Annotated in this window: 15 protein-coding genes; 6 read left to right on the plus strand and 9 right to left on the minus strand. The window is 69.1% G+C overall.

Annotated features, from left to right (window positions below; translation table 11 throughout):
* Positions 1–24: 24 nt before the first annotated feature.
* The 9 genes from ABD793_RS23250 to ABD793_RS23295 all read right to left on the minus strand — a co-directional run bounded on the left by ABD793_RS23250 (position 25) and on the right by ABD793_RS23295 (position 6,077).
* Positions 25–891: a 5-oxoprolinase subunit C family protein gene (locus tag ABD793_RS23250; RefSeq protein WP_344863364.1), complete on the minus strand. Its 867-nt coding sequence runs from the start codon at positions 889–891 to the stop codon at positions 25–27.
* Positions 891–1,499 carry a 5-oxoprolinase subunit B family protein gene (locus tag ABD793_RS23255; RefSeq protein WP_344863365.1) on the minus strand — a complete coding sequence of 203 codons (609 nt, stop codon included), beginning with the start codon at positions 1,497–1,499 and terminating at the stop codon, positions 891–893. The genes ABD793_RS23250 and ABD793_RS23255 overlap by 1 nt, the downstream gene beginning before the upstream one ends.
* Positions 1,500–1,515: 16 nt before the next feature.
* The gene (locus ABD793_RS23260; protein ID WP_344863367.1) at positions 1,516–2,130 is read right to left on the minus strand and encodes a heme-binding beta-barrel domain-containing protein; all 615 of its coding nucleotides are present in this window, start codon (positions 2,128–2,130) and stop codon (positions 1,516–1,518) included.
* 251 nt (positions 2,131–2,381) lie between these two features.
* Positions 2,382–2,693: a DUF1416 domain-containing protein gene (locus ABD793_RS23265; RefSeq protein WP_344863368.1), complete on the minus strand. Its 312-nt coding sequence runs from the start codon at positions 2,691–2,693 to the stop codon at positions 2,382–2,384.
* Entirely contained in the window at positions 2,693–3,529 is an 837-nt protein-coding gene (locus tag ABD793_RS23270; RefSeq protein WP_344863370.1) for a sulfurtransferase, read from the minus strand. The genes ABD793_RS23265 and ABD793_RS23270 overlap by 1 nt, the downstream gene beginning before the upstream one ends.
* Positions 3,530–3,560: 31 nt before the next feature.
* Positions 3,561–3,992 carry a DUF4395 domain-containing protein gene (locus ABD793_RS23275; protein ID WP_344863372.1) on the minus strand — a complete coding sequence of 144 codons (432 nt, stop codon included), beginning with the start codon at positions 3,990–3,992 and terminating at the stop codon, positions 3,561–3,563.
* 81 nt (positions 3,993–4,073) lie between these two features.
* Complete coding sequence (locus ABD793_RS23280) at positions 4,074–4,172, minus strand: putative leader peptide (protein ID WP_344863374.1); 99 nt, start codon at positions 4,170–4,172, stop codon at positions 4,074–4,076.
* Between the two features lie 86 nt (positions 4,173–4,258).
* Positions 4,259–4,675: a TlpA family protein disulfide reductase gene (locus ABD793_RS23285; protein WP_425548746.1), complete on the minus strand. Its 417-nt coding sequence runs from the start codon at positions 4,673–4,675 to the stop codon at positions 4,259–4,261.
* A gap of 493 nt (positions 4,676–5,168) precedes the next feature.
* Complete coding sequence (locus tag ABD793_RS23295; protein WP_425548747.1) at positions 5,169–6,077, minus strand: LmeA family phospholipid-binding protein; 909 nt, start codon at positions 6,075–6,077, stop codon at positions 5,169–5,171.
* Between the two features lie 154 nt (positions 6,078–6,231).
* On the opposite strand from ABD793_RS23295, the gene ABD793_RS23300 reads away from it, so the two are divergent.
* From ABD793_RS23300 to pstB, 6 genes are all read left to right on the plus strand, one after another.
* Complete coding sequence (locus ABD793_RS23300; RefSeq protein WP_344863376.1) at positions 6,232–6,975, plus strand: winged helix-turn-helix transcriptional regulator; 744 nt, start codon at positions 6,232–6,234, stop codon at positions 6,973–6,975.
* Between the two features lie 29 nt (positions 6,976–7,004).
* Positions 7,005–7,904 (plus strand): mycothiol synthase, encoded by a 900-nt coding sequence (gene mshD / locus ABD793_RS23305; RefSeq protein ID WP_344863378.1) that lies wholly within the window; start codon positions 7,005–7,007, stop codon positions 7,902–7,904.
* Between the two features lie 239 nt (positions 7,905–8,143).
* Positions 8,144–9,274 (plus strand): phosphate ABC transporter substrate-binding protein PstS, encoded by a 1,131-nt coding sequence (gene pstS / locus ABD793_RS23310; protein WP_344863380.1) that lies wholly within the window; start codon positions 8,144–8,146, stop codon positions 9,272–9,274.
* A gap of 180 nt (positions 9,275–9,454) precedes the next feature.
* Entirely contained in the window at positions 9,455–10,375 is a 921-nt protein-coding gene (pstC, locus tag ABD793_RS23315) for a phosphate ABC transporter permease subunit PstC (RefSeq protein WP_344863696.1), read from the plus strand.
* A 3-nt stretch (positions 10,376–10,378) separates the two neighbouring features.
* Positions 10,379–11,293, plus strand: coding sequence for a phosphate ABC transporter permease PstA (gene pstA, locus ABD793_RS23320; protein ID WP_344863382.1), 915 nt, complete (start codon positions 10,379–10,381; stop codon positions 11,291–11,293).
* A 3-nt stretch (positions 11,294–11,296) separates the two neighbouring features.
* Entirely contained in the window at positions 11,297–12,073 is a 777-nt protein-coding gene (pstB, locus tag ABD793_RS23325) for a phosphate ABC transporter ATP-binding protein PstB (RefSeq protein WP_344863385.1), read from the plus strand.
* Positions 12,074–12,115: the final 42 nt, after the last annotated feature.

A 12,115-nucleotide genomic window follows, 5' to 3' on the forward strand; every position in this document is an offset into this window, starting at 1 on the left:
GGATACCCGTGCTTCCGGTGCCGGTCACCCGTTACCGGCGCGGGAGGACAGCCGGAACCGGATCGAGGTTCCGGGGCGGGCCTGCGCGAGTGCGCTGAGTGAGGTCCGTCTCACCGTCGCCGCGACCGGATAGCCGCCGGTGGTGGGGTGATCGGCGAGGAACAGGATCGGCCTGCCGTCCGGCGGCACCTGGATCGCCCCGGTCAGGACGGCTTCGCTGGGCAGTTCGGCGGTCCGGGCCCGGCGCAGCGGCGGTCCGTCGAGCCGGAGCCCGACGCGGTTGGACTCGGCGGTGATCGTCCACCACACACTGAGCCCGGCCGCGGCGTCGGTGAACCAGTCGTCCCGCGGGCCCAGCAGCACCGGCACGACGAGTTCGGCCGGCGCCGGGGACGGGGGCAGCACGTCGGCGCCGGCAGGCACGCCGGTCGGCGGACCGAGCGGGACGCTCATCCCCGGTTCGAGCGGTTCCGGCCCCAGTCCGGAGAGCACGTCCCGGGAACGGCTGCCCAGCACCGGTTCCACCGCGAGGCCGCCGGAAACCGCGAGATAGCAGCGCAGTCCGGTCGCCGGGGTACCGATCGCGAGCCGCTGTCCCGCACGCACCGGCACCGGAGCGTGCGAGCCGACTGCGCGGCCGTCCACGGTGACCGGGACCGGCGGGCCGGTCACTGCGGCCGTGCACGACTCCGTCGCCCGCACCGCCAGGCCACCCAGCACCGTCTCGATCCCGGCGGCGTCCTCCGCGTTGCCGACGAGCCGGTTCGCCAGCCGCAACGCTGCGGTGTCGAGTGCACCCGACGGTGGCACCCCGAGGTGCGCGTAACCGGGACGGCCGAGGTCCTGCACGAGCGTGAGCGCCCCGGTCTCGACGATCTCCAGCGCCCGCATCACACGCTCCGGAACCGCACTCGAACGCCGGGCTCGAACAGCGCGGGACGTTCGGCGCCGGCGTCGAACAGCGTCGCGTCGGTGTGCCCGAGCAACCGCCAGCCGCCAGGGGACGGCCGTGGGTAGACACCGGCGTACTCGCCCGCGATGGCCACCGAACCGGCAGGCACCCGGGTGCGCGGGGAGTCCAGCCGCGGCTGCTGCAGCTGGGCGGGAAGCCCGGTCAGGTAACCGAAACCGGGCGCGAAGCCGGTGAACGCGACGGTGTAGGCGGCGCCGGTGTGGAGCTCGACGACCTCGTCCTCGGCAAGCCCCGCGGCACTGGCCACGAGGGCCAGGTCCGCACCGTCGTAGTGCACGTCGAGGGTGACTTCCCGCGGGATTTCCGGCGGTGGCCGGGAAAGCTCGGCCTCGGCCAGCACCGTGCGCGCGGTTTCGAGGGCGCGCGAACCGGGTTCCTCGACCACCAGCAGGGTGCGCGCGCCGGGCACGAGTTCCACGACACCCTCGACCGCCGCGTCCGCGAGCGCAGCCCGCGCAGCACTCATCTGCTCGAGTGAGGCGCAGTCGAGCAGGGCGGCCTGCTCGCCGTACGGCCGCCAGCGCACGGGTGCGTTCCTGGCCTCAGCCCACCACGCGGCGCAACAGCGCGGAGGCGTGCGGCTGCATTTCCTGGCCCGCCATCGCGCGCTCCTCGACGTAGCCGAGGTCGCCGTTGATCAGCCCGTAAAGCCGCTGGGCTCCGGTGACGTCCTTGGCTGTCGAGGTGCGGATGACCGCGTCGGTACCGAGTTCCCAGGACGTCTGGTTGCGCGGTTTGCCGTAGAACAGCTCGAGGATCCCGGAGCTGTGCGTGAGCAGCAGCTCCAGCGTGTCGTCCTCCTGCGGCCGCCAGAACCCCGTTTCGCGGGCGGCCGGGCGCAGCACGCTGCCGTCTTCGTTCAGCAGCCACGAGCGCGCCTCGTGGAACAGGAACGGGCGGCCGTCGTGGGCCACGGTGAGCTGCTGTGCGAACTTGATCGGCCCGTCGATGGTCGGGTAGTCGATTTCGCCCTCACCGCGCCACACCCCGACGAGCGGCAGCAGTGCGAGGCAGGCGTCGTTGAGGTTCTGGCCTTCCCGCAGGTTGGCAGTGTCGTTCGGGATCGGGAGGTCGTCCCACAACGGCAGGTTGCGCTCGCGCGTGCTCGCCGCGCGTTCCTCGGCCGCTGCGATGGCCTCGTCGCCACTGGTGGTCATCGCTGCTCAGCGCTGGTCGGCGTACAGCCGGTAGACGACGTAGACCGCGAACCACACGATGGCGACGGCCGCCAGGATCAGCAGGATCGTAAACAGGGTCTCCACAGCCAGCAGGATAGTCCGCCACCCTGCGTCCGGCCCTGCGCAGGGTCGCCGCGGTGAGCACAGTCACCACGGACCGCCCCGGTGACGTGGCGAAGGGCCCCTTCCGGTGGCAGACAACCACCCGAAGAGGCCCTTCCCGAAGTGCGTCAGGCGACCGAAATCGCCAGCTGGTGCAGGCCGGGGCCGTCCGCGGTGACGGAGGCCTCGCCGTTGCCGGTGCGGTGCAACGCGCGCACCGTCCACGAGCCGGCTGCCGCGTAGAAGCGGAAGTCGCCATCGTCCGAGGAGACCACTTCGCCGGCGAAGTCGCCGCCGCCGTCGAGCAGGCGGACGAACGCGCCACCCACCGGCCCGCCGGTGCCGGTCACCTTGCCGGCCAGCACGACCTGACCGTTGGTGTCGAAGTCCGCCGGGGTCGCCTCCTGCACCGGGGCGCCACAGCCGTCGTCCGCCGCCATCACTTCGCTCCCAGCTCGACCGGAACGCCGACCAGCGAGCCGTACTCGGTCCACGAACCGTCGTAGTTCTTCACGTCGGAGTAGCCGAGCAGCTCGTGCAGCGCGAACCACGCGATCGACGAGCGCTCCCCGATCCGGCAGTACGCGATGGTGGCCTTCGACTCGTCGATGCCCGCCTCGGCGTAGAGCTCCTTGATCTCGTCCTCGGACTTGAAGGTGCCGTCCTCGTTGGCCACCTTGGCCCACGGCACGTTCAGCGCGCCCGGGATGTGGCCGGGCACCTGCGCGACCTCCTGCGGCAGGTGCGCCGGGGCGAGCAGCTTGCCCGCGAACTCGTCCGGCGAGCGCACGTCCACGTAGTTCTTCGCACCGATGGCCTGTACGACCTCGTCGCGGAAGGCGCGGATCGAGGTGTCCGGGTCCTTCGCCTGGTACGTGGTGGCGTCGCGCTTGACCTCGTCCGCGTTGAGCTCGCGGCCGTCGAGCTCCCACTTCTTGCGGCCGCCGTCGAGCAGCTGCACGTTCTGGTGGCCGTAGAGCTTGAAGTACCAGTACGCGTAGGCGGCGAACCAGTTGTTGTTGCCGCCGTAGAGGATCACCCGGTCGTCGTTCGAGATGCCCTTCTCCGACAGCAGCTTCTCGAAGCCCTCCTTGCTGACGAAGTCGCGGCGCACCTTGTCCTGCAGGTCGTTGCGCCAGTCGAGCTTCACCGCACCGCGGATGTGCCCGGCGTCGTAGGCGGTGGTGTCCTCGTCGACCTCGGCGAACACGACACCGGGGGTGTCCAGGTTCTCCTCGGCCCACTGGGTGGTGACCAGGACGTCTTCACGGCTCATGGAGCGAACTCTCTTTCTGGGGGTGGTTTTCCTACGAGGCCCGTGCCGGGCTGAAACGCTTGATCAGCAGGTACATCTCGCAGCCGAGGCAGAAGTTGAACGCCGCGTTGAGGAAGGCGGCGAACAACGCGAACGCGGTCGCCACGATGCCGAGCGGCGCGATGCCCGCGATGAAGCCGATCGTGCCGATCAACGCGAACACGAACCCGACGGTCTGCGCGAACCGCAGCGGGGCGGCGTCCTCGCGTTCAGTCGTCGGACTCAGCCGAGGTGCGACGAGCCGCCGGTACAGCACCGAGTACGGCGCAGGTTTGAGCCCGATGAACGCACCGATCGCGAACACCACGGTCTGCGCCGCGAGCAGCGGCCACCACTGCGTCACGAGCACCACGGCGAGCACCACCGTGGTCACAATCGCGGCGAACCTGGGGCCACGCGGGTCGACGGCCGGTCCGGCGGACATGGTTCCTCCTGCTGATGCGCGGGGAAGAGACGTGCGGGAGCACCCGAAAGCGGTAACGCGAGGCGAGGCGCGAGACGTGCTTCAGCGCCGGCCGGTGAACTGCGGACACAAGCTGCTGCGCACGCGGCACAGGTCCACTGCGCGGCGCTGCGTCAAGAGGGTGATGGGCAGCTTGTCCACAGCGGCCAGGGTACCCAGTGCTCCCTCAGGGTGGGAACTTTGTTCATACCGTGGGACGAATTCCGGATGCTGGGAAACATCCGGGGTCAGGCGGTCGCCGCGAGGTGCGGACGCAGGGCTTCCAGCAGCTCCGGGCCCTTCGGCAGGCCACTGACCCGGAGGATTTCCCGCCCGTCCGGGGTGAGCGCCAGCGTAGTGGGCGTGCGCAGGACGGACAGCGCCTTGGCGACCTCCGGCCGGTCGGTCACGTCGAGGTCGACGTGGTGCAGCCCGGTTGTCTTGTCCGCGAGCGCGGAGAGGAGCGCTCGGGTGTGCCGGCACGGCGCACAGAACGTCGTGGAGATCTGCACCAACGTGACCGCCCCCGGCTCGAGGACACCGGCAACCGCAGCAGGCAACCGAGCAGCAGCCGCCGCAACGGAACCGGCCGCGGTGGAGCTGCCGGTGGCGGAGTCGCGGGTGGTGGAGTCGCTGGTGGCCGACGAGCCGTGGGTGGTGGTCACGTTGGTGGCAGACGAGCCGTGGGTGGCGGAGTCGTTGGTGGCCGGCGAGCCGCTGGCGGAACCGTCGACGCTCGACCCAGCCATGGTCGCCTCGCCGGTGGCGGAGCCGGCCGGGGTGGGGTTGGCGGTGGCCGACGAGCCGCTGGTGGAGTCGCCGGTGCTCGACCTGGCCGTGGCCGTCCGGCCGGTGGCCGAGCTGGCTGCGGCGGAGTCGGCGGTGGCTGGCTGGCCGCTCGTGGAGCGGCGGGCGGTGGTGACGGGGCCGTCGGTGCTCGACCCGGCCGTGGCCGCACCCGCCGCCGACCCCGCAGTGGCCGTTTCCGCAGTGGCCGACCCGGCTGCGGCCGGTTCCGTTGTCGCGGTGCTCGCCGGGGTTGACCGGGTGGCTGGTTTGGCCAGGCGGATCCGGCCGTCGCGGGCTTTGAGCAGGGCGCCGGCCAGTACGGCGACGGCCAGCGTGGCCAGCAGCACCCAAGCTCCGGTCACCGGGTACTCACCCCTTCGGTGTGTTCGTGATCGAAAGGTCGGCGAAGCTCAGCCCGGTTGCCTCGCCCTTGATCGTCACCGAGCCGCTGTCCACGCGGACCGCGGTCGGGGTCACCGAGAGCGGCAGCGTGCTCGTGTCGATTTCGGCGCGGAAGTTCGGCAGCAACGCCTTCTGCACTGCATCCGGAACGGTCGTGGTCGACTGGTCATTCCCGAACTGCAGCCGATGCGGCACGATCGAGATGGTCTTGCCCTTGAGCTCGATGATCGCGAAGCAGAAGATCTCCACCTTCTGCCCGGCCACCTGCACGTCACCGGAGATGCGCAGACCCGCGGTGGTGCCGTCGGTCGGCTCGCCTGCCGCGTCGGTCGGCGTCGGGTCGGGCTGCTTGCCCTCTTCGGTGTCGCCGTACTTCACGTACGCCTCGGTGGACTGGTCGATCCGCAGGTTCTGGATCTTGTCCAGTGGCGAAACCCGTGCGATGTCGGAGGCCTTGATGGTGACCGCGCCGGTGAGCTTGCCGATCTTCACCGCCTTGGTGTTGCCCGACGTGAGGTCGGACAGCGGCGCGGTGACGTCCTCGAGTTCGGCGCCCACCCGCAGATCGCGCAGTTCGGTGCCGACCGGCACTCCCTCCGCGGACACGGTGATGTGACGGTAGTCACCCGAGATGGCCTGGGTGAGGAACGGGAACCCGTGGATGTTCACCGACGGGTCGTCGCTGAGGCCGAGCTGGGTGCGGGCTTTCTGGGAGATCGTGTGCTCGGCGAAGGCCGCCGCTCCGAAATCGGCGCCGACCAGCAGGATCACCAGTACGCCGAGCGCGATGACCCAGCGCCGCACGCGACGTCCGCGACGTCCGGTTTCCGGCCGGGTCTGCGGTCGGTCGCCCCGTCCCGCGGGCCTGCTGCTCACCATCGCGTCCGTTCTCCTGTTCGTCGGCGGGCCGCTTCGCCCAGGTGTGATCGATCCAGCACGAGCTAGGTGTCGGCCCGTTCACCCGCTATTCTCACTCAGCACCGACCGACGCCACTGTTGAGGCGACGACCCTGTGAAGGCGGTGCGGCTGATGAGCCTCGACCTCCTGGTACTGACCGCGGATGCCGACGCCACTTCGGTGTTGCCTGCCCTGGATCTGCTCCCGCACACCGTACGCGTGCGTGCTCCGGAGGTGACCGCACTGCTCGACGCCGGTCACCGGGACGTGATCGTGCTCGACGCACGCAGTGACCTCGCCTCGGCGAAGAGCCTCTGCCGGCTGCTCAAGGGCGCCGGGGAGGACGAGGCGGGCACCCCGATCATCGCCGTGGTCGGCGAAGGCGGGCTGGTCGCGGTCAGCGCGGAATGGCGTACCGACGACATCCTGCTGCCCACCGCGGGCCCGGCCGAGGTCGACGCGCGCCTGCGGCTCGTCACGACCCGTGACGGCGGTTCCGGTCAGGCCGACGCCGAACTGCGGGTCGGCGATCTGGTGATCGACGAAGCGACCTACACCGCCAAGCTGCGCCGTCGCACGCTCGAGCTGACCTACAAGGAGTTCGAGCTGCTGAAGTACCTCGCGCAGCACGCGGGCCGGGTCTTCACCCGTGCACAGTTGCTGCAGGAGGTCTGGGGCTACGACTTCTTCGGTGGCACCCGCACGGTCGACGTGCACGTCCGGCGGTTGCGCGCGAAGCTCGGCCCGGAGCACGAGCAGATGATCGGCACCGTGCGCAACGTCGGCTACAAGTTCGAGCGCCCGGCCAAGGGCGTGAAGTCCGCTCCGGCGATGGACGTTCCGGTGGTCGAGACGCCGGAGTTGTCCAACCGCTGACCACCTGCCGCGTCGGTAGGGTCGGCCGGGTGAGCAAACTGAGCGACTGGACCGCGGAACCCGTTGTCGCCGACGTCCGCGAGGTGCTGCGGGCCGCCGAGGCCGAGGACGGCCGTCCCGAGGTCGATGCCACGGGTCCGTTGCCGCGCGAGTTCTCGGGTGGGCTGCACCTGCTCGCGCGCCGCGACGGGAATCCGGCCGGATACCTGCACCTGGACGTCGAGGGCGATTCGCACGGCCATCAGGTCGCCGAACTCGTGGTGCATCCGGCGCACCGCCGGCACGGCGTTGGCATCGCGCTGGCGCGCGCGCTCACCGAACGCGCCGCCGAAGGATTCCGCGTGTGGGCACACGGCGATCACCCCGGCGCGGCCGCCATCGCCGCGAAGCTGGGGCTCGGCCGGAGCCGGGAGCTGCTGGTCCTGCGGGTTGCCGCGGAGCACGCGGATTGGGCTGAACCGGCGTTGCGCGAAGGGTTGCGGCTGCGCACGTTCGTGCCCGGTCAGGACGAGGAAGCGGTCATCGCGGTCAACGCGCGGGCCTTCGACTGGCATCCGGAGCAGGGTGCGCTCACCGTCGACGAGCTGCGGGCCGAGGAACGGCAGGCGTGGTTCGACCCGGCCGGTTTCTTTCTCGCCGAGGACGACCGGCAGCAGGTCGTCGGCTTCCACTGGACCAAGGTGCACGACGCCGTCCCCGGGCGGTTCGGCGGTGACCCGGTCGGGGAGGTCTACGTCGTCGGGGTCGATCCGGCTACGCAGGGTGGCGGGCTTGGCAAAGCACTGACGCTCGCCGGGCTCCGATACCTGCGGGCGCGAGGACTACCGCAAGTGATCCTTTACGTCGAGGGCGACAACGCGCCCGCGCTGGCGGTGTACGAGAAACTCGGGTTTACCCGTTTCGAAACCGACGTTCAGTACGGTCGGTAGTCACGGTCGCGAAATCCCCCTGCGTCGTGTTACTTTCTGCGCACTGACTGATCACGGCCCGGCCACGACACCCGTTCGGGGGAGTCGCGCTGCTCACACCCCGTATCTTGTTCACCTCTCGTTCATCTGACCAAGGGTGACCGTCCACCGGGGCTGCCTAATGTCCGGATCCGGTGCGGCTGAACGCCGCCGATCCGGCCCGGATTCCAACAGGCAAGTCTCCGAGTGGAGGAAATGCAGTGAAGATCATGCGGCCCCTTGGTGCCGTGGGCGTGGTGGTGAGTGCCGCTCTGGTACTCGCCGCTTGTGGCTCCGACCCCGCGGCGTCGAACAGTGATTCCGGCTCGAACTCGGCCGCCCCCGCCGCAACCGGCACCGCGCAGGTCGACTGCGGTGGCAAGAGCCCGCTGTCCGGCGAGGGTTCGACCGCGCAGAACAACGCCGTCGAAATCTTCAAGCTGCAGTACGGCAAGAAGTGCGACGGCCAGCAGGTCAACTACACCGCGAGCGGTTCGGGTGCCGGCGTCAAGCAGTTCAACGGCAACCAGGTCGACTTCGGTGGCTCGGACTCGCCGGTCACCGACGCCGACCTCGCGGCGGCCACCAAGCGCTGCGCCTCCCCCGCCTGGAACATCCCGCTGGTGGTCGGCCCGGTCGCGGTCGGCTACCACCTGTCCGGGGTCGACAAGCTGACGCTGACCCCGACCGTGATTGCGAAGATCTTCAACGGCGGCATCAAGAACTGGAACGACCCGGCGATCAAGGCGGTCAAGGGCAACGAGAGCCTGAACCTGCCGGACAAGCCGATCCAGGTCGTCTCCCGCTCCGACGAGTCCGGCACCACGGACAACTTCCAGAAGTACCTTGGCGCGGCTGCGAAGGACGTGTGGACCCAGGGCGCGGGCAAGAAGTTCGCCGGCGGGGTCGGCAACGGCGCGCAGGGCTCGAACGGTGTTGCCAGCACGGTCAAGGGTGCCGACGGCTCGATCACCTACGTCGAGGGCGCGTTCGCCAAGGACGGCGTCACCCCGGCGCTGATCGACAGCGGTTCCGGCGGCGTCGCGCTGTCCGCGGAGAACGTGGCGAAGTCGCTCGACTCGGCCAAGTTCCTGAACGAGGGCAGCAACGACCTCGCGCTCGACCTGAACGGGATCTACGCCAGCAACACCCCGGGTGCCTACCCGCTGCTGCTGACGACCTACGAGATCGTCTGCTCGAAGTACTCGAACCCGGACGTCGCGAAGGCGGTCAAGGCGTTCCTCACCGTCTCGGCGACCGACGGACAGCAGCCGCTGTCGGACAAGGGCTACGTGCCGATCCCGCAGAGCCTGCAGGACAAGGTGCTGACCGCGGTCAAGGCGATTTCCTGAGCTGATTTCGGGTAGACAGAGCCAGGACAGCCGATGAGCGAACCACCCTGGACGCGAACGCCCACCGGCGACACCGGTGGGCGTTCGTCGTCCGCTCAAGCGTTCCCGGAGGATCCGATTTCGGACAACCCAGCCTCGCCGGCGCCGTCGGTGCCGCCCGAGAGCACGAAGCCGAAGAAGGTGCGGGCCGGTGACCGCATCTTCCAGAACCTGACCACCGGGGCCGGTATCGCCATCGTGGCGCTGATCGGCCTGATCGGGCTGTTCCTGGTCATCCAGGCCATTCCGGCGCTGCAGTCCGACAAGGTGAACTTCCTGTTCAACCACGGGTGGTCCACGAACGACCCGGACAACATGGCCTTCGGCATCGCCGACCTCGCCGAGGTCACCGTCGCGACGTCGGTGGTGGCGCTGATCATCGCGATGCCGATCTCGCTCGGCATCGCGCTGTTTCTCACCCAGTACGCGCCCGCGAAGCTGGCAAGGCCGTTCGCCTACATCGTCGACCTGCTCGCCGCGGTGCCTTCGATCATCTTCGGCCTGTGGGGCATCCTGGTCTTCGCTCCGGCGATCGAACCGTTCTCGCAGTGGGTGAACGACACCTTCTCGTGGTTCCCGCTGTTCGCGCCCGGCAACGTCCAGCCGAACGTGCGCGGCACGATCTTCACCGCGGGCATCGTGCTCGCCGTGATGATCCTGCCGATCATCACCTCGCTTTCGCGCGAGGTGTTCGAGCGGACGCCGACCGCGCACATCGAAGGTGCACTGGCGCTCGGCGCCACGCGCTGGGAGGTCATCCGCACCACGGTGCTGCCGTTCGGCAAGGCGGGCTACGTCGGCGCGTCGATGCTCGGGCTCGGCCGCGCGCTCGGGGAAACCATTGCGCTGGCGGTGATCCTGCTGATCCCGCAGGGACGCAACTTCGACTGGAGCGTGTTCGACGGCGGCGCGACCTTCGCGTCGAAGATCGCCGCGAACTACAGCGAGTTCAACAACCCGACCTCGGCGGGCGCGTACATCGCGGCGGGGCTGGTGCTGTTCGTGCTGACGTTCCTGGTCAACTTCGCCGCACGGGCCATCATCGCGAAGAAGGGGGACTGAGCCATGTCGACCACGCTCGAACGGCCCGCGGCCACACCCGCCTTCCAGCAGGTGAGCCTGCGCCGCAAGGTCAAGAACGGCGTCGCGACGGTGCTCGTGTGGCTGTCGTTCCTGATCGCCGTGGTGCCGCTGGTGTGGGTGCTCTACACGGTGGTCGTCAACGGGGTGAAGCGCATCCCGTACAGCAACTGGTGGAGCGAGGACTTCGGTTCGGTGCTGCCGGACGAGGTCGGCGGCGGGGTGCTGCACGCGGTCATCGGCACCCTGTTGCAGGGCTTGGTGTGCGCGGTGATCGCGGTGCCGGTCGGCATGCTGGTGGCGATCTACCTCGTCGAGTACGGCCGCGGCAAGCTGGCCAAGGCCACCACGTTCATGGTGGACATCCTCTCCGGCGTTCCGTCCATTGTGGCCGCACTGTTCATCTACGCGCTGTGGATCACCACGCTCGGCCTGCCGCGCAGCGGATTCGCGGTGTCGCTGGCACTGGTGCTGCTGATGATCCCGGTGGTGGTCCGCTCGTCGGAGGAGATGCTGCGGATCGTGCCGGACGACCTGCGCGAGGCGTCCTACGCGCTGGGGGTGCCCAAGTGGAAGACGATCATGAAGATCGTGCTGCCCACCGCGCTGTCCGGCATCATCGGCGGCATCATGATGGCGCTCGCCCGGGTGATGGGCGAGACCGCGCCGTTGCTGGTGCTCGTCGGTTACTCCGCCTACGTGAACTGGAACATCTTCGACGGTGAGCAGGCCGCGCTTCCGCTGGTGATGAACAACGAGCGCGCCACCAACTCGATGGACCCCGGCAGCGTCGGTTTCGACCGGATCTGGGGCGCCGCGTTGACGCTGGTGCTCATCATCGCCGTGATCAACCTGCTCGCCACGGTCTTTTCCCGCCTCGTCGCCCCGAAGAAGAAGTGAGTCATGGCCAAGCGAATCGACGTCAAGGACCTGGACATCTACTACGGCAAGTTCCACGCCGTGGACACCGTCACGCTGGACGTCCCGCCGCGGAACGTGACCGCGTTCATCGGGCCGTCCGGATGTGGCAAGTCGACCGTGCTGCGCACGCTGAACCGGATGCACGAGGTCATCCCCGGCGCCAGGGTGGACGGTCAGGTGCTGCTGGACGGTGAGGACATCTACGCGTCCTCAGTGGACCCGGTGCAGGTGCGCCGGACCATCGGCATGGTGTTCCAGCGGCCCAACCCGTTTCCCACGATGTCCATCAAGGACAACGTGGTGGCCGGGCTGCGGCTGGGCGGGAACAGCAGCCGCAAGCAGCTGGACGAGGTGGCCGAGCGTGCATTGCGCGGCGCGAACCTGTGGAACGAGGTCAAGGACCGGCTGAACAAGCCCGGCGGCGGCCTTTCCGGTGGCCAGCAACAGCGGTTGTGCATTGCCCGTGCGATCGCGGTGCAGCCGGACGTATTGCTGATGGACGAACCGTGCTCCGCGCTCGACCCGATCTCGACGCTGGCGATCGAGGACCTCATCGGGGAGCTGAAAAAGGAGTACACAATCGTCATCGTGACCCACAACATGCAGCAGGCGGCACGGGTTTCGGACCAGACGGCGTTCTTCAACCTGGCCGGGGTCGGTCAGCCGGGCAGGCTGATCGAGCTGAACGACACGGAGAAGATCTTCTCCAACCCGGACGAGAAGGCGACCGAGGACTACATCTCCGGCCGCTTCGGCTGATCCACTGTGCACAGACGGCCGCCCCGGTTCCCGCCGGGGCGG

Origin of the sequence: Amycolatopsis ultiminotia (assembly GCF_039536925.1) — a bacterium.
GTDB classification, from domain to species: domain Bacteria; phylum Actinomycetota; class Actinomycetes; order Mycobacteriales; family Pseudonocardiaceae; genus Amycolatopsis; species Amycolatopsis ultiminotia.